Below are 16267 nucleotides of genomic sequence, written 5' to 3' on the forward strand. Positions count from 1 at the left end.
CGAAGGGCGCGGCTATCCGCGCCCTTCGTTTTTTTGATCGGTGCGACGGAAAACTGTTCTTTTGCTCGTGCTAGTCAATACTTAGGCATGCAGGCTGCGACCGCTTTGGTTGTAGGTCGAATGCCTTTTTTTTGCAGACTGTTGTCCCTGAAATGAAATGCGTGAGGAGAAAGGTATGCTGATTCTGACTCGTCGGTGCGCAGAAAGCCTGATTATTGGTGATGGCGAAATCACTGTGACCGTGCTCGGCGTCAAAGGAAATCAAGTGCGCATTGGTGTCAACGCCCCCAAAGAGGTGGCTGTTCACCGTGAAGAAATTTACCTGCGTATCAAGAAAGAGAAGGACGAAGAACCAAGCCATTAATTTTTATCGTTTTTTATGTTTGCAAACGGGGAAAAGGTTGGTTAAGATACGCCCCGTGTTGCGGAGAGGTGGCCGAGTGGCCGAAGGCGCTCCCCTGCTAAGGGAGTACACCTCAAAAGGGTGTCGGGGGTTCGAATCCCCCCTTCTCCGCCATTATTTATTTAGTACGTTGTAATCTGGCTTCTTCGGTAAGTTGTTGAAATTACTAGAAAAAAGCGCTTTACAAAAAGATTCAACGGCCTATAATGCGCGGCAACAAATGCACTCGTAGCTCAGCTGGATAGAGTACTCGGCTACGAACCGAGCGGTCACAGGTTCGAATCCTGTCGAGTGCACCATTTAAGAGTTGTTTGCAGTAATGTGAGCAGCTTGCTTCAACCAGGGTGGTCTGGTCTATCAAACACAAAATGCACTCGTAGCTCAGCTGGATAGAGTACTCGGCTACGAACCGAGCGGTCACAGGTTCGAATCCTGTCGAGTGCACCAAACATGAAAAACGCCCCAAGCTTAACGGCTCGGGGCGTTTTTTTTTGTGCAGTTTTTATGGAAGGGTTTGGTGTCGATGCGGGATACCGGTAGACGCTCCTGTGTGGCGTGACAGGCAGGCGCCACAGGTTCGGCAATGGAATGCTCGTCAATGACCCCAAACATGCTGTGAGTGCTTGTCCGGGCGCCGTAGCAGCTGCCGAGCCTGCGAGGCTGCGTTCGAGGACGTAGTCCTCGCAAATCCTGTGCATGCGGTTTACCTGAAAGAGCGTGTTGTCTGATTTACGACCGCTTCGCAGCCTCGTCAGCTGCTACGAGAGTTAGCGCTCGAACTCTGTGGAGCAAGCAGAACAGCTTCAGCTTCGGTGCTCCTTCAACAAGCCCTTCAGGTGGAGCAAGACGGGTGAATCAATCATCTCTGTAAAAAAAGCAGAGCTGAGGGCCAGGCGTAATCGCTAGCCAAGGCTATGATGATCAGTGATGACGCAATCGCAGCATCGAAAATGTCAGTGGATTAGGGGTGCACAAACCAGGGCGCCTCAACACGGATTTTGGTTACTTTCCAGGCGGGAGTGTGTGGCATGAGTTCATTGTCTGCAGTACTGCAGTCGAAACGGCTCGGATTTTATAGCGGAGTTGTCCTGGCGGGGATATGGAGTGTTTTTGCTTATGCTCATTTTGCTCAATTTCTGGAAACGTATAGGTGGGTGCTACTTTTGTTCTGTCTCTCCGAAACGCTGACAGCAGTTCTGTACATTTTTCGAAGCGATCCAAAGACCGTTTCGGTCATTCCTGTCGACTGGTTTGTAGCGGTGGGTGGGACTTTTTTTCCGTTTTTTTTTCGCCCGGGGGATTGGGGGGTACTCCCTTTGGCAAGTTATCTGATAGTTGTGGGGGTGACAATTCAGATGCTGGGCATAATGTCTCTAAATCGCAGCTTTGCACTCGTTGCAGCAAAGCGGGTTATCAAAACTGCGTGGATGTATCGCGTGGTGCGTCACCCGATCTATGCCAGTTACTGTCTGACGTTTACGGGCTATGTATTGACAAATACATCGCTAGCGAATGTAGCTATTTATGCAGCAACTATCGGTTTTCTGATCGTGCGAATATTTCGAGAGGAAGCGCATCTTTCTCTTGATCCCTTGTATCGAGAATATATGCAGGGTGTTCGTTATCGGCTTGTTCCATTCATATTTTAGTCTCAAAGTGTTGGCTAATACGATTACATGACCATCTGGTCAGGAGCAACCGCAGAGGTGAAATCGTGTGCCGAACAAGATACAGCGAGCCCGTGAGGCGATGACCTCACAGGCTGGTGGGTAAGTTATTTCTAAAACAGCAAACTGTGGAAGTAATGGCCATTCACTTTTTCTGGCTCTCCCTAAAGGAAAGTATGAAAAATAGGGGCTCGCAAAACATCTATATTTTGTTTTTTATGTCCGCGGCAGCCTCTTGATAATGTGCAGAGCCCAAGCAGTTAGAAGGGCAAGCGCGATGCTGGAAAGTGCATAGGAGGGGCCAATGGATGTTACTTCAAAATCCACACCTTTCTTTTCTGCAAGCCAGGTTTCCAGAAACCCCCACCCGCAGGAAATCCAAGACAATGAAAGCAAGGAAAATATCTCAAAAGGCTTTGCTCGGGCTGCGATGTCAGGCAGGAGCGCGGCAGCAGCAATCCCTAGTAACGTCAAGTCATAGTCATAATTATATGGACTTACAAATAGTGAGGCGATAGCGGTTATCCCAATCAGGTTTTTTTGGGATTTTACTTTTGAACAGGCTATAACTATTGCCGAGCACGCTATGATGGCTACGACTATTTGAATGGCAAGCGCTGTGGCGGACGGAACTCCGAATTTGTGCAGCGTGGCATATATCGATGTCATCCTGAACAACGGGAAAGCCCCCAGCTCTAAGAAGTAGCTCGTGGTCTTTGCACTTTCAGCAAACGCAACCCATATATTTGAGCCTAAAACAAGGGTGGCCACTATAGTGGTAATTACTACTGTCAGGATCGCACCTCCAACAACAGACCATCTTTTTCTAGCCAAGGTAAGCACCGTCATGCCAATAGCGAGGTGCGGCTTTATAATCATCATGCCGAGAGGTATTCCTGCCACTGCTCTTTGCTTCATGAATGCCAAAAAAAACAGCCCTGCAATTGCCCCTGTAAGGAAACCATTCTGGCCTGATCTTATATTTACGATGACGGCAGGAAAAATCACCAGAAGGACACTGCCAAGATAGCCTGGGGATATTAATCTAATGACGAAAGCGTAAAGCGCCAGCGTGATTCCGGAAAACATTAAATATGCCAATCCGGCCGGAAGTGTAGATAGCATTGCAGTAATCAAATTAAACTGAGGTGGATATAACCACAGCATGGAGCCATTTGTTCCATACAGTGATTTCTGCGCCTCAAGAAACGCCTGATAATTATATGCCATTATCAATGGTGCCATCCAAAAACATTCTCCCTGAAGCATAGAATGCATCAAAGTCCGTCAAAATCTTTTCCTTTTTAAACAGGGTGGGATTTTGGAAGTCGAACGCCATAAACACCAAAAAAGCCACGCATGTAAAAATAATCAATCTGGTCAGCTCGGGGCTTACTTTGCATGTAGTAGTTGTCATTTTGTCTTTCATTCGCCCCTTGCTCCATAGACTTTATGAGCCCCTTTATCAGCCCACATAGAACCTTAGCAGCGCTTTTCAAGATAGCAACCGCTACGCGAATAACCGTTAGCTCAAATTAACCATTTGCCCCGCTAGTTTACTGTTTTAGAAATAACTTACCCGCCAGCCTTGAGGTCATTGCCTCACGGGCTCGCCGTATCTTGTTCAAGGTATCTTCTCCCTTTGCATTCCAAGTCACCTGTTCAAGGACCTGGCGGCTGTTCGTTCACGTCCAGAACCGTTTCCATATCCTGTGCAACAGGCAAAAAAAATCCGGAATCTTTATCAGATTCCGGATTTTTTGTTGGTTGGGGATTGGTCAACAATCCCTAAGTGAACTGTCAAAACAGCTTCAACTTCGGTGCTTCTTCAACAACCGGCTCGTTCTTCGCGGTCTGTTCGTGCCAGCCGCCACCGAGGGCCTTGTACAGATTGACCTCGCTGGTCAGCTGCGCAAGACGATCGGTGATCAATGCTTGCTGCGCGCTGAACAACTGGCGCTGGGCATCGAGGAAGGTCAGGTTGCTGTCGACACCGATCCGGTAGCGACGCTCGGCCAGACGGTAGTAGTCCTGGTTGGCGCTGACAAAGTCACGCTGGGCCTGCAACTGCTGGTTGAAGGTCTGGCGTGCGGCCAGGCCATCGGAGACTTCCTGGAAGGCGGTCTGGATGGACATTTCGTACTGCGCCACGGTTATGTCTTTCTGGATTTTCGAGTAATCCAGGCTCGCTCTCAGGCTGCCGGCATTGAAGATCGGCAGATTGATTTGCGGCTGGAACAACCAGGTCCCCGAACCCCCTTTGAACAGACCGGACAGGTCCGGGCTCGCCGTGCCGGCGTTGGCCGTCAGGCTGATGCTCGGGAAAAACGCTGCCCGTGCCGCGCCGATGTTGGCGTTGGCAGCCTTGAGCTTGTGTTCGGCCTCGAGGATGTCCGGACGACGTTGCAGCAGGTCCGAAGGCAAGCCGGCCGGCACTTCGCTCAGCAGATCGTCGGCCAGCGGCTGGCTGCCCTGCAGGTTGGCCGGCACCCCGGTGCCCAGCAACAGCGTGAGACTGTTTTCGTCCTGTGCTACCTGACGGGTATAACGCGCCAGCTGCACTCGTGCGTTCTCCACGGAGGTCCGCGACTGGCTCAGGTCAAGGGCCGAGGCCACACCGACTTCGTTGCTGCGCGAGGTGAGTTTGTAGCTCTGCTCGTAGGCACTCAGGGTTTCCTGGGTCAGTTTCAGCAGTTCCTTGTCGGCCTGCCAGGTCAGGTAGGCATTGGCCACGCTGGCCACCAGGCTGATCTGAGTGCTGCGACGCGCTTCTTCAGTGGCGAAGTAGGTCTGCAGCGCTTGCTCGCTGAGGCTACGAACCCGACCAAACAGATCCAGCTCATAGGCGCTGATACCCAGAGTCGCTGAATACTGACTGGTGATGCCCGCTTCACCGCTTTGCGACAGGCTCGCCGGCACACGCTGACGGCTGCCGCTACCGGTCGCCGAGACTGCCGGGAACAGATCGGCACGCTGAATGCGGTACTGAGCCGCATAGGCGTCGATGTTCAGGGCCGCGACACGCAGGTCGCGGTTGTTCAGCAGTGCGGTCTGAATCAACTGTTGCAGTGCCGGGTCGTGAAAAAACTGCTTCCAGCCCTGTTCAGTGGCCGCCATGTTGGCGGCCTCCGCTGGCGAGTACGCGGGACCTTGCGGGTACTGCGCCGCCACTGGCGCTTCTGGCTGCTGATAATCAGGTATCAGCGAGCAACCACCGAGTACAAATGCGGTAATTGCTAAGGAGAGTAGCGACTTGCTCATTGGCCAGCCTCGTTTGCAGTTGAAGGGGTGTCAGGTTCGTCCGCGACTTTTCTTTTGCCCATGGCGGACACAGTGACAAAGAACAGCGGCACCCAGAAGATCGCCAGAACAGTCGCGGTGATCATACCGCCGATTACCCCGGTACCGATCGCATGCTGGCTGCCGGAACCCGCGCCCGTGGAGATTGCCAGTGGCACCACGCCGAGCACGAAGGCCAGCGAGGTCATGATGATCGGTCGCAGACGCATCCGACAGGCTTCAATGGCCGCCTCGGTCAGGGTGCGTCCCTGTTCATGCAGCTCCTTGGCGAACTCGACGATCAGAATGGCGTTTTTCGATGCCAGACCGATGGTCGTCAGCAAGCCCACCTGGAAGTACACGTCGTTGGACAGGCCGCGCAGGCTGGTAGCGAGCAGGGCACCGATAATCCCCAATGGCACCACCAGCATGACCGCGATCGGAATCGACCAGCTCTCGTACAGTGCGGCCAGGCAGAGGAAAACCATCAGCAACGACAGTGCGTACAGCGCCGGCGCTTGTGAGCCGGACAGGCGCTCCTCGTACGACAGGCCAGTCCAGGAAATACCGACACCGGCCGGCAGTTTGGCGGCCAGAGCCTCGACTTCGGCCATGGCTTCACCGGTACTGTAACCGGGCGCCGGGGCACCGAGGATTTCCATGGCTTCCACACCGTTGTAGCGTGACAGCTTGGGCGCACCGTAAATCCACTCGCCCTTGGCAAAAGCGGTGAAGGGCACCATGGTTCCGCTGGCGTTGCGCACGTACCATTTCTTGATGTCTTCGGGGCTCATACGGGAGCCGGGCTGGCCTTGTACGTAGACCTTCTTCACACGACCGCGGTCGATGAAGTCGTTGACATAACTACTGCCCAGGCCGATCGACAGGGTGGTGTTGATGTCCGACATGGTCAGGCCCAAGGCGCTGGCACGTTCGTCGTCGATGGTCAGTTGGTATTGCGGCTCGTCGTTCAGGCCGTTCGGGCGCACCTGCGACAGCACCTTGCTTTGCGCTGCCATGCCGAGGAACTGGTTACGTGCCGCCATCAGCTTGTCGTGACCGATACCGGCGCGGTCCTGCAGGAACACGTCGAAACCGGTGGCGTTACCCAATTCCAGTACCGCCGGTGGCGCGAAGGCGAACACCATGGCGTCGCGGAAGGTGAAGAAGTGCTGTTGGGCACGGGCTGCGAGCTTGAACACGCTGTTTTCCGCGGAGCGTTCATCCCATGGCTTGAGCATGATGAACGCCATACCCGAACTCTGACCACGACCGGCGAAGTTGAAACCGGTCACGGTAAACACCGAGCTGACCGCATCGCCTTCACCGCCTTCGGCGCTTGGGCGCAGCAGGAACTCGCGCATCTCGTCGACCACCACCTGAGTCCGTTCGGCGCTGGAGCCGGCCGGGGTCTGCACCTGGGCGAACAGTACGCCCTGGTCTTCTTCCGGCAGAAACGCGGTAGGGATGCGGGTGAACAGCCAGATCATGCCGACCACGATGATCAGGTAGGCCAGCAGGTACGGCGCCTTGTACTTGAGCATGTTGCCGACACCGCGCTCGTAGCTTCTCACGCCACGGTCGAAGTTGCGGTTGAACCAGCCGAAGAAGCCGCGTTTCGGTACGCCGTGCTCGCCTTTCGGAATCGCCTTGAGCATGGTGGCGCAGAGCGCCGGAGTGAAGATCAGCGCGACCAATACCGACAGCGCCATGGCCGAAACGATGGTGATCGAGAACTGTTTGTAGATCACCCCGGTCGAGCCGCTGAAGAACGCCATTGGCAGCAGTACCGCCGACAGCACCAGGGCAATACCGACCAGTGCGCCCTGGATCTGCCCCATGGACTTCTTGGTGGCTTCCTTGGGCGACAGGCCTTCCTCGCTCATGACCCGTTCGACGTTTTCCACCACGACAATGGCATCGTCCACCAGCAAGCCGATGGCCAACACCATACCGAACATGGTCAGGGTGTTGATGCTGAAGCCAAAGGCCGCGAGGATCCCGAAAGTACCGAGCAATACCACCGGCACCGTCATCGTGGTGATAACGGTAGCGCGGAAGTTTTGCAGGAACAGGAACATCACCAGGAACACCAGCACGATCGCTTCGACCAGGGTTTCAACGACACCCTTGATCGACTCGGTCACCACCGGAGTGGTGTCGTACGGGAACACCACTTTCATCCCTTCAGGGAAGAACGGTTCCAGGTCGCTGATGGTTTTGCGCAAGGCCTTTGCGGTGTCGAGGGCGTTGGCACCGTTGGCCAGTTTGACCGCCAGACCGGAAGCCGGGGCGCCGTTGAACTGGGCGCTGATGCTGGAGTTCTCGCCACCGAGACCGACATCGGCGACGTCACCCAGACGCACTTGCGAGCCGTCTTTGTTGACTTTCAGCAGAATGGCCTTGAACTGATCGGCGGTCTGCAAGCGAGTCTTGCCGATGATGGTGGCGTTCAGTTGTTGGCCAGGGAGCGCCGGCAAGCCACCGAGTTGCCCGGACGACACCTGGACGTTCTGCGCGGCGATGGCGGTTTTCACGTCCACCGGCGTCAGGTTGAAGTTGTTCAGCTTGGCCGGGTCGAGCCAGATACGCATGGCGTACTGGGCACCAAACACCTGGAAGTCACCGACCCCTGCGGTCCGCGAGATCGGGTCCTGCATGTTGGAAACGATGTAGTTGGACAGGTCGTCCTTGGTCATGCTGCCGTCTTGCGAGACCACACCGATGACCAGCAGGAAGTTTTTCACTGCCTTGGTCACGCGGATGCCCTGCTGCTGAACTTCTTGCGGCAGCAGCGGGGTGGCCAGGTTCAGCTTGTTCTGGACCTGAACCTGCGCGGTATCGGAATTGGTGCCTTGTTCAAAGGTCGCGGTAATGGTCATGCTGCCGTCGGAGTTACTTTCCGACGCCACATAACGCAGGTTGTCGATACCGTTGAGCTGCTGCTCGATGACCTGAACCACGGTGTCCTGCACGGTCTGTGCGGACGCGCCTGGGTAGCTCACGGAAATGGCGATAGCCGGCGGCGCGATGCTCGGGTACTGGTTGATCGGCAATTTGAGGATCGATAAAGCCCCGACCAGCATGATCACCAGGGCAATTACCCAGGCGAAAATCGGACGGTCGATAAAAAATTTCGACATGGTTTACTCCCCTTTGCCGCCTGCAACTTTGACTGTTGCCTGCGCAGTGGCCGGTTTTTTCGTCGCAACGTTGGTCGCTTCGCTGGCCTTGACTTCAACACCCGGTTTGACGAATTGCAGGCCTTCGGTAATCAGGCGGTCACCGGCCTTCAAGCCGTCTTCGATCAGCCATTGGTTACCGACGGTGCGGCTGGCCTTGAGCTGACGCAGTTCGACCTTGTTGTCCGGGCCAACCACCAGAGCGGTTGGGCTGCCTTTCAGGTCACGGGTCACGCCTTGTTGCGGGGCGAGAATCGCTGCGGCGTTCACGCCTGACTGCAACTGTGCGTGGACGAACATGCCCGGCAGCAGGGTGTGATCGGGGTTCGGGAACACCGCGCGCAGGGTCACGGAGCCGGTGGTTTCGTCGACCGAGACTTCGGAGAACTCCAGTTTGCCGTTCTGTTCGTATTGGCTACCGTCTTCCAGGGTCAGCTTGACCATGGCCGCATTCTCGCCGGCCTTTTGCAGGCGCCCGCTTTCCAGTTCGCGGCGCAGTTCGAGCAATTCTACCGACGACTGAGTGACGTCGACGTAGATCGGGTCGAGTTGCTGAATCACCGCCATGGCGTCGGTCTGGCCATTGTTGACCAATGCACCTTCGGTGACCGAAGAACGACCAATACGCCCGGACAGCGGCGCCAGCACCTTGGTGTAGCGCAGGTTGATCTGTGCGCTTTGCAGGCTGGCTTCCGATTGCAAACGATTGGCGACGGCGGTGTCGTATTCCTGACGACTGACGGCTTGCTCGTTGACCAGCTGTTTATAACGATCGGAAATCGATCGGGTCGACTGCAGGTTCGCTTCGGCGCTTTTCAAGGTGGCTTCATAGACCGACGGATCGATCTGGTACAGCTGTTGGCCGGCTTTGACTTCGCCGCCCTCCTTGAACAGACGCTTGAGAATAATGCCGTTGACCTGAGGGCGGACTTCCGCCATGCGGTACGCCGTTGTGCGCCCAGGAAGCTCGGACGTCAGGGTAAAGGCTTGTGGTTGAAGGGTGACTACGCCGACCTGAGGGGCTTGTGGGGCAGGTGCTGCCTCTTCCTTTTTACATCCGCTGAGCAGCGATGCCAGGGCGACGGCAGTAACCAGAGCGGTAACAGCTGGCTTGAATTGCATGGAGAACCTCGGGTCAGGCGCGCAAAAAGCGCACAAGAAAGGTGGAAGGGTAAAAAAAGTGCGCTGAGTGGATAAGTAGCTTGCTAAGGAATATACTTACGTTCATGGTTGTTTGTAAATACCTTGGCTGAGTATCGATCCCGCTACAAAAGTCGTTAAAGGTGGAATTGAGGCCGGGGACGAGACCCAATAGACTTCGCCCCATTTTTTTTTCAGATGATCTTCAAGCATCGTTGAAGCACCCTGATCGAGGTTGTACTGCTATGGTCCGTCGTACCAAAGAGGAAGCTCAAGAAACCCGTAGCCAGATACTCGAAGCGGCAGAGAAAGCCTTTTATGAGCGGGGTGTAGCGCGTACCACGCTGGCGGATATCGCGGCGCTGGCCGGTGTCACGCGTGGGGCTATCTACTGGCATTTCAGCAATAAGGCGGATCTGGTTCGGGCCATGCTCGACACCTTGCATGAGCCGCTGGATGAGATGGCCAGGGCCAGCGAAAATGAAGCGGAGCTCGACCCGTTGGGCTGCATGCGCAAGCTGCTGATTCATTTGTTTCATCAAGTTGCCCTGGACCCGAAGACCCGACGCATTAATGAGATTCTGTTTCATAAGTGCGAATTCACCGATGAAATGTGCGATCTGCGTCAGCAGCGCCGCACTGTCAGCCTGGATTGCAATGTGCGTATCGGGCTGGCGTTGCGTAATGCGGTGAATCGCGGGCAGCTTCCCGAGAATCTGGATACCGCACGAGCTGCAATCAGCATTCATGCGTTCGTCGACGGCATCCTGTACCAATGGCTCCTGGCGCCTGACAGTTTTCAACTGCATACGGACGCGGAACGCTGGGTCGATACCGGGTTGGATATGCTGCGCTTTAGTCCGGCACTGCGCAATTAAGACAAAATGCGTAATCGGATCCAGTTATGTCAATGCTAAAGGCGAGCGAAGATGCCTTGTTTTGATGGGGTGCCTTTATATACGGGCTAGCGCTGTCTTGATAGGTAGCGAGCTATGTATTTTGTAGGGAAATTGTTGCGAGTGTGTAAATGAGTGTGAAAGCCCCCGTTGTTCAAGGGAACTGAGCAGCCGGTCAAAGGCATCGCACTGATTTGCCTCGCGGTTCTGCTGTTCGCAAGTCACGACGCGTTGTCCAGGTATCTGTCGGTGTTTTATCCCATCGTCATGGTGGTGTGGGCGCGAGGCAGCGCAAGGGCTAAGCTGACGATGTCTTGGTGAATTCGAGGAATAATAAGTGAACAAAATTTACTCGAGTGCTGAATCCGCTCTGCAGGGTCTCGTCGAAGACGGCATGACCCTCGCGGTGGGTGGATTTGGGTTGTGCGGTATCCCTGAAGCCTTGATCGCCGCCCTGCGCGATACCGGCAAGCGCGAACTGACGGTGATCAGTAACAATGCCGGCGTCGATGGCTTTGGCCTGGGTCAGCTGCTGACCACCCGGCAGATCCGCAAGATGATCTCCTCGTATGTTGGCGAGAACAAAGAATTCGAACGTCAGTATCTGGCCGGTGAGCTGGAACTGGAGTTCACTCCGCAGGGCACCCTGGCGGAAAAACTTCGCGCCGGTGGTGCGGGCATTCCGGCGTTTTTTACCAAAACCGGTTACGGCACTTTAGTGGCCGAAGGCAAGGAAACCCGCGAGTTCGATGGCGAGTGGTACGTGATGGAACGCTCGCTGCGCGCCGACGTAGCGCTGGTCAAAGCCTGGAAAGCCGACAAGTCCGGCAATCTGCTGTTCAACAAGACTGCCCGCAACTTCAACCCGCTGGCTGCCATGGCGGCGAAAGTCTGTGTGGTCGAGGTGGAGGAGATCGTTGAGACCGGCGAGCTGGACCCCGATCAGATCCACTTGCCGGGAATCTATGTGCAGCGTCTGGTGCTCAACGCCAGCCCGGAAAAACGCATCGAACAACGCACTGTGCGGAGCGCCTGATCATGGCCTGGACTCGTGAAGAAATGGCGCAGCGCGCCGCCCGGGAATTGCAGGACGGTTTCTACGTCAACCTCGGTATTGGTTTGCCTACATTGGTGGCCAGCTACATCCCTGAAGGCATGGACGTCTGGTTGCAGAGCGAGAACGGCCTGCTCGGTATCGGCCCGTTCCCGCTGGACAATGAGGTTGATCCGGACCTGATCAACGCTGGCAAGCAGACCATCACCACCTTGCCTGGCAGCAGCTTTTTCAACAGCGCCGATTCCTTTGCCATGATCCGGGGCGGCCACATCAATCTGTCGATTCTCGGTGCCATGCAGGTATCGGAGAAGGGCGATCTGGCTAACTGGATGATCCCCGGCAAGATGGTCAAGGGCATGGGCGGGGCGATGGATCTGGTGGCTGGCGTCAAACGCGTGGTGGTGTTGATGGAACACACCGCCAAGGGCGGTAGTCACAAGTTGCTCAAGCACTGCGATTTGCCGCTGACCGGAGTCGCAGTCGTCGACCGGATCATTACTGATCTGGCGGTGCTGGACGTGACGGAGCAAGGCCTGAAGCTGGTCGAGCTGGCGGCAGGTGTGAGTATGGAAGAGCTGCAGGCGGCGACCGGGTGTCCGCTCAATGCCTGAGCACTTGTGGCGAGGGAGCTTGCTCCCGCCGGCCGGTCCGCGCTCGGGCGCAGCAGTCGTAAAGCCTGTACATGCGGTGTGTCTGGCAGAGCCGGCTTGCAGGTTTAGGGCCGCTGCGCAGCCCAGCGGGAGCAAGCTCCCTCGCCACAGTTGATCGTCCGACCATAGATTTCTGTTAACTGAACAACCTTAAACCTGCTGCCTTACAAATCGCTCCGTCAAAAAAGCCCCGCCTCTGTACAAGAGCGCGGGGCTTTTCAATTCAGCTCGCGATGAATCAGAAGCGGTAGGTCGCGCCCAAGCCCAGGCCGTGAGCCGAGTTGGAGTACGTGGACTTGTAGGACTGGCCGCGGTCGTTGCTGTTGTTGATCTTGGCGTCGTCTTCCTTGAGGTAGGAATAGGCGACGTCGATGGTCAGGTCGTCAGTTGGGCTCCAGCCGGCACCGACGCTGAAGATCGTCCGATCGCCAGTCGGGATGCGCGGGGAGCGGTCGACGTTGTTGGTGGGCGCCTGGTCAACCGACAGGCCGGTACGCAGCACCCATTGTTTGTTCAGCTTGTAGGAAGCGCCGATGGCGTGAGCCCAGGTGTCGTGCCAGTTTTGTTCTTCTGTGATGGTCTCGAATTGACCGGCCAGAATCGTTGGCACACCGGTATTTTCGACGGTGATTTCTTTCAGGCGACTCCAGCGCGTCCAGGTGCTACCTGCGTAGAGGGTCCACTGGTCGTTCAGCTCGTGAGTAACCGAGAAGTCCACCGATTCGGGGGTGGTGACATCCAGCGAGGCATCATACTTCTGGCTGGTGCTCTGGCCAAACCGGCTCAGCAGGCCGTAATTGACCTTGGTGTCGCCTTCAAGCTTGTACTTCACTTTCGAGTGATAGGTCAGGCCCACGCGAGTGCTGTCAGTAGCTTGCACCAGGACGCCGATGTTGTAGCCCAGCGCGGTGTCGTCACCCTTGATCTTGACCTCGCCGTCCGGTTGGGTCTGGGTGAGCGACAAATTGGATTCCAGGGTGCCTTCAATACGGTTGATGGTCGGACCGAAACCGATGGAAACCTTGTCGTTGAATGCATAGCTGACGGTCGGCTGGAGGGTCATCACCTTGACCTCGCTATTGCTGCCGAAATAACGGCCGGCAAAACCCTTCTCGTAGTCCGTTATCAGGCCGAACGGTGCGTACATGCCGATACCGAAAGCCCAATGCTCATCGATTGGCTTGACGTAGTAGCCCATAGGGACCGCAATGAACGGCACCATGTCGCCGTCGTTGCTGCCGCTGTTAGGGCTGGAGCTGGCATTGCTGATGTCGGTGTGAGCATCGAGCAGGGCGACACCGCCGGTGACTTGTTCGCGCTTGAGGCGCGACATGCCGGCAGGGTTGCCAAAAATGGTGCTTGCATCATCGGCAGAAGAAGAACGCCCGGCGAAACCAGTACCCATCCCGCTGATGCTTTGTTCGTTGATGGCAAAGCCAGCTGCGAAAATCTGGGTGGATGCCAACGCAACGGCAAGACTAAGGGTGGTTTTGAGCATTACTTTTTTCATTATTAGAGTTCCTGATGATCACCGGCGCGAAAATTACCAACATTTTCGCTCCAGCGCCATAGGCTGTATCGCTTGAGATAGAGCGGTTTTGTAGGACAATCAGACCATATTCGAAGGAAATCGCGAAATCTCGCGATTTCCGCTCAGCAGGCGATTTGGTTCAGGGGGGATACACAGGTTTGCCAGGCGCAAGTGAAGTCTCTCAGGCGGCCTTGAGGGTGAAATGTCTGGCGCCAGATCCTGGCCATCCCAAGCAGGTCATCAGCTTGAGGCAGGGGCGTGTTCTGTTCCTCTACCAGCAGCCAGGCAATGGCGGTGGCGTAACGCAGGTTAACGGTCAGTTCGAGGTGCGGTCCGCTAAGAAAGGCATGTTGGCTGGCCAGTCCGCGAACCAGGCTGGCACGCTCGGGGTCGAGGGCCAGGTAATCGTCCCAGAGTGCCTTGTGGCGCGGTTCGGCGATACGGTACAGGCCATGTCCACGGCGGTCGTGAAGGGCGGAGCCGAGTGCGGATTGGCTGGCGGCGATACCCAGCAGCAATGATTCGGCGGTCGGACTGTGGCACCCGAGGTAGATCAACGTCGGGCGGATTACGTAACGACACAGTTCGCTGGCGGCGATACCCATGAAGCCCTCCAAACGCGTAATGAGTCGGCGAGATCTGAGGGCTTGGCAGCAGTGGATCGGTTTCAGACTCGCCGGAAGCGGACCAGGCCGCTTGAGTTGAAGTGTAGTGTCATATTCTTGCTGTAAAGGACTGTTTTTAAAATATTTCTGGCTTCGAGTTATAAGCGTTATACCCGTTGGTGCTTAGGCCGGTTCGGGTGAAACAGAAACTTTGGGCAATAAAAAACCCTGCTTTTCAGGCAGGGTTCCGGGTTTTCAGCGTTCTGGCGTATCAGGCAACCAGTGCCTGACGGGTACGCTCGATCACGGCCTGCAGCGGCTCGGCGCTGGAGTATTGATCGGGGTACAGGCGTTCGCTGTGACGAGCGATGCCGTGTTCGTTGACCAGAGTGAAGCTGAAGCAGCCTTTGCGAGCGGCCATGATCAGGCAATTCATTGGTGCAAAAGCGTTGGTGAGGGTGCGAATGGCATCCTGAGTATGGATTTGAGTAGACATATGGGTGTTCCTGCAAATGTACACGGATAAGAACCGTGCAACGTTAAAACGTTCCAGTAACGTCGACCACCATTGGTCTGACGAAGAACCTGACTGGAACAAAGCAGCCAGTTAGAAGCGCTTTGATTGATGCGCGCTTGGGCTGGCAGGTAGGTACTTAGGAGGGCAGGCAACACATCAAGGGCAAAGGTTCTGGGCCCGGGGTGAAGATCCTGATCAATCTGCAGGTTGGTTCGGTCAGAGTATGAGCACTTCGCAACACCCTTTGCATTCAATTCAAAGGCAGTGTCGTCGCAAGTTTTACCTGGAAACCATCGAGGTGGTCGATCCCGTGTTGTCGGTAGTGGCTTCTCTTTAGGGAAGGTATACCGGGGGACTTGTTCGACCGTAATTGACTTTCAGCTTGGTACTAACGCCGCGGATACTAACGCATTGAATTCTGGATTGGAAGTGTGTTAGGCAAAAAAATCAACAATCGCCTAAAAGCCGACAAGGAACGGAGGGGTTCGGTGCTGACTCGGTTTTGGGGTGTTTGCCACTGAGTTTTTCCTACACAGTGTGCCAAAAAAGCGCATTGATATAACTGCTTCGAGGGGACTTGTGCACATTTGTTGTGCGGCCTGTCACAGTGCTGTCACCTAGGGTTCTTGATCCGTCGCTGCCTGTAGCAGAAATTTAAGTCAATGAAAAACATCGGTTTTTTTTACTGGTGAAAAAATCGTCAGTTTGACTGCGGGCCCCATTCCATACGGGTTTGAGGGAGTTGCGGAAGGGTTGTCCACTGAGTTATCCACAGCTTCTGTGGATTGTCCCAAGCGCTTGCTCTAGCACGGGCGTGCAGGGTTTTTTTCGACTTTACCCGTACGAAAAAAGGAGTAGAGTGGCGCGCCTTCCGATCTGCCCCGCAGTGCTTTATGAAGTTTCGCTCAGTATCACTCTCTGTTACCTCCGCACCCCAAGAGGTTACCCAACCCAAGCGCTTGGCGTTGCGTGTTGCCATGTGGCTGCTCGACAGTCCGCGTCTGGGCGATAACCCCAACGTCAAACACTTTGCCGGACGTTTGCTCAAGCAGCCGGCGCGAGAAGGCGTGGTGGCCGCGCAAAGCCGCCTGGGGCAGTTGATGTGCCGCGAATGCGGCAATGCCCGGGATCGGCGGATCGGCCATGAGCTGCTGCGCCAGGCGGCCCGCGCAGGCGATCGGCTCGCCCAGCGGGAACTCGGTCAGATCGAAGACTGAGCTGTCCCTGGCCCGGTGCCTTGGTTAACCTTCGTGCTTTATTCCATCGGCAGGAGTGGTTATGGCTATGGATTTGACCAGTGTATTGCTGGGGCTGGCGGGGGCTGCGCTGCCGCTATTGAT

Annotated in this window: 14 protein-coding genes, 3 tRNA genes and 1 pseudogene; 10 read left to right on the forward strand and 8 right to left on the reverse strand. The window is 55.7% G+C overall.

What is annotated here, in order from left to right; translation table 11 throughout:
* Positions 1-175 precede the first annotated feature (175 nt).
* The 5 genes from csrA to AC3I0A_RS06635 all read left to right on the forward strand — a co-directional run bounded on the left by csrA (position 176) and on the right by AC3I0A_RS06635 (position 2052).
* Positions 176-364 (forward strand): carbon storage regulator CsrA, encoded by a 189-nt coding sequence (gene csrA, locus AC3I0A_RS06615; protein WP_002554426.1) that lies wholly within the window; start codon positions 176-178, stop codon positions 362-364.
* A 62-nt stretch (positions 365-426) separates the two neighbouring features.
* Positions 427-517, forward strand: a tRNA-Ser gene (locus AC3I0A_RS06620).
* Positions 518-625: 108 nt separating this feature from the next.
* Positions 626-702 (forward strand) — tRNA-Arg (locus AC3I0A_RS06625).
* Between the two features lie 71 nt (positions 703-773).
* Positions 774-850, forward strand: a tRNA-Arg gene (locus AC3I0A_RS06630).
* Positions 851-1431: 581 nt separating this feature from the next.
* Complete coding sequence (locus tag AC3I0A_RS06635; RefSeq protein ID WP_489376841.1) at positions 1432-2052, forward strand: methyltransferase family protein; 621 nt, start codon at positions 1432-1434, stop codon at positions 2050-2052.
* Between the two features lie 234 nt (positions 2053-2286).
* Here AC3I0A_RS06635 and AC3I0A_RS06640 read toward each other — a convergent pair whose 3' ends face one another.
* The 5 genes from AC3I0A_RS06640 to emhA all read right to left on the reverse strand — a co-directional run bounded on the left by AC3I0A_RS06640 (position 2287) and on the right by emhA (position 9653).
* Positions 2287-3315 (reverse strand): glycosyltransferase family 87 protein, encoded by a 1029-nt coding sequence (locus AC3I0A_RS06640; protein WP_489376842.1) that lies wholly within the window; start codon positions 3313-3315, stop codon positions 2287-2289.
* The gene (locus tag AC3I0A_RS06645; protein WP_489376843.1) at positions 3290-3499 is read right to left on the reverse strand and encodes a hypothetical protein; all 210 of its coding nucleotides are present in this window, start codon (positions 3497-3499) and stop codon (positions 3290-3292) included. The genes AC3I0A_RS06640 and AC3I0A_RS06645 overlap by 26 nt, the downstream gene beginning before the upstream one ends.
* A 371-nt stretch (positions 3500-3870) precedes the next feature.
* Positions 3871-5331, reverse strand: coding sequence for an AdeC/AdeK/OprM family multidrug efflux complex outer membrane factor (gene adeC / locus AC3I0A_RS06650; protein WP_489376844.1), 1461 nt, complete (start codon positions 5329-5331; stop codon positions 3871-3873).
* Positions 5328-8492: an efflux RND transporter permease subunit EmhB gene (gene emhB / locus AC3I0A_RS06655; protein ID WP_489376845.1), complete on the reverse strand. Its 3165-nt coding sequence runs from the start codon at positions 8490-8492 to the stop codon at positions 5328-5330. Before emhB ends, adeC begins: the two co-directional genes overlap by 4 nt.
* Before the next feature lie 3 nt (positions 8493-8495).
* Positions 8496-9653, reverse strand: a complete 1158-nt coding sequence (gene emhA, locus AC3I0A_RS06660) for an efflux RND transporter periplasmic adaptor subunit EmhA (protein WP_489376847.1) — start codon at positions 9651-9653, stop codon at positions 8496-8498.
* Between the two features lie 263 nt (positions 9654-9916).
* Between emhA and emhR the strand changes: the two genes are divergently transcribed.
* From emhR to AC3I0A_RS06680, 4 genes and pseudogenes are all read left to right on the forward strand, one after another.
* Positions 9917-10549, forward strand: coding sequence for an efflux system transcriptional repressor EmhR (emhR, locus tag AC3I0A_RS06665; RefSeq protein ID WP_489376849.1), 633 nt, complete (start codon positions 9917-9919; stop codon positions 10547-10549).
* Positions 10550-10717: 168 nt separating this feature from the next.
* Positions 10718-10852, forward strand: a pseudogene (locus AC3I0A_RS06670) (DMT family transporter); the annotation flags it as partial.
* 52 nt (positions 10853-10904) lie between these two features.
* Positions 10905-11603, forward strand: coding sequence for a CoA transferase subunit A (locus tag AC3I0A_RS06675; protein ID WP_489376850.1), 699 nt, complete (start codon positions 10905-10907; stop codon positions 11601-11603).
* Positions 11604-11605: 2 nt separating this feature from the next.
* A complete protein-coding gene (locus tag AC3I0A_RS06680; RefSeq protein ID WP_489376851.1) occupies positions 11606-12235 on the forward strand; it encodes a CoA transferase subunit B in 630 nt (209 codons plus the stop codon).
* 277 nt (positions 12236-12512) lie between these two features.
* On the opposite strand, the gene AC3I0A_RS06685 is transcribed toward AC3I0A_RS06680, so the two are convergent.
* The 3 genes from AC3I0A_RS06685 to AC3I0A_RS06695 all read right to left on the reverse strand — a co-directional run bounded on the left by AC3I0A_RS06685 (position 12513) and on the right by AC3I0A_RS06695 (position 14906).
* Positions 12513-13784, reverse strand: coding sequence for an OmpP1/FadL family transporter (locus AC3I0A_RS06685; RefSeq protein WP_489376853.1), 1272 nt, complete (start codon positions 13782-13784; stop codon positions 12513-12515).
* 143 nt (positions 13785-13927) lie between these two features.
* A complete protein-coding gene (locus AC3I0A_RS06690; RefSeq protein ID WP_489376855.1) occupies positions 13928-14410 on the reverse strand; it encodes a hypothetical protein in 483 nt (160 codons plus the stop codon).
* Positions 14411-14681: 271 nt separating this feature from the next.
* A complete protein-coding gene (locus AC3I0A_RS06695; protein ID WP_007898912.1) occupies positions 14682-14906 on the reverse strand; it encodes a hypothetical protein in 225 nt (74 codons plus the stop codon).
* 914 nt (positions 14907-15820) lie between these two features.
* Here AC3I0A_RS06695 and AC3I0A_RS06700 point away from each other — a divergent pair.
* Positions 15821-16144, forward strand: coding sequence for a sel1 repeat family protein (locus AC3I0A_RS06700; RefSeq protein WP_489376856.1), 324 nt, complete (start codon positions 15821-15823; stop codon positions 16142-16144).
* The last annotated feature ends 123 nt before the right edge of the window (positions 16145-16267 follow it).

The sequence above is a fragment of the Pseudomonas sp. KH_024_B2 genome (assembly GCF_057839965.1).

Bases quoted from the DNA above. Each gene is read 5' to 3' on its own strand.
- csrA (WP_002554426.1), top strand. From the start codon at position 176: ATGCTGATTCTGACTCGTCGGTGCGCAGAAAGCCTGATTATTGGTGAT.
- AC3I0A_RS06635 (WP_489376841.1), top strand. From the start codon at position 1,432: ATGAGTTCATTGTCTGCAGTACTGCAGTCGAAACGGCTCGGATTTTAT.
- AC3I0A_RS06640 (WP_489376842.1), bottom strand. From the start codon at position 3,315: ATGGCACCATTGATAATGGCATATAATTATCAGGCGTTTCTTGAGGCG.
- AC3I0A_RS06645 (WP_489376843.1), bottom strand. From the start codon at position 3,499: ATGAAAGACAAAATGACAACTACTACATGCAAAGTAAGCCCCGAGCTG.
- adeC (WP_489376844.1), bottom strand. From the start codon at position 5,331: ATGAGCAAGTCGCTACTCTCCTTAGCAATTACCGCATTTGTACTCGGT.
- emhB (WP_489376845.1), bottom strand. From the start codon at position 8,492: ATGTCGAAATTTTTTATCGACCGTCCGATTTTCGCCTGGGTAATTGCC.
- emhA (WP_489376847.1), bottom strand. From the start codon at position 9,653: ATGCAATTCAAGCCAGCTGTTACCGCTCTGGTTACTGCCGTCGCCCTG.
- emhR (WP_489376849.1), top strand. From the start codon at position 9,917: ATGGTCCGTCGTACCAAAGAGGAAGCTCAAGAAACCCGTAGCCAGATA.
- AC3I0A_RS06680 (WP_489376851.1), top strand. From the start codon at position 11,606: ATGGCCTGGACTCGTGAAGAAATGGCGCAGCGCGCCGCCCGGGAATTG.
- AC3I0A_RS06685 (WP_489376853.1), bottom strand. From the start codon at position 13,784: ATGAAAAAAGTAATGCTCAAAACCACCCTTAGTCTTGCCGTTGCGTTG.
- AC3I0A_RS06690 (WP_489376855.1), bottom strand. From the start codon at position 14,410: ATGGGTATCGCCGCCAGCGAACTGTGTCGTTACGTAATCCGCCCGACG.
- AC3I0A_RS06695 (WP_007898912.1), bottom strand. From the start codon at position 14,906: ATGTCTACTCAAATCCATACTCAGGATGCCATTCGCACCCTCACCAAC.
- AC3I0A_RS06700 (WP_489376856.1), top strand. From the start codon at position 15,821: ATGAAGTTTCGCTCAGTATCACTCTCTGTTACCTCCGCACCCCAAGAG.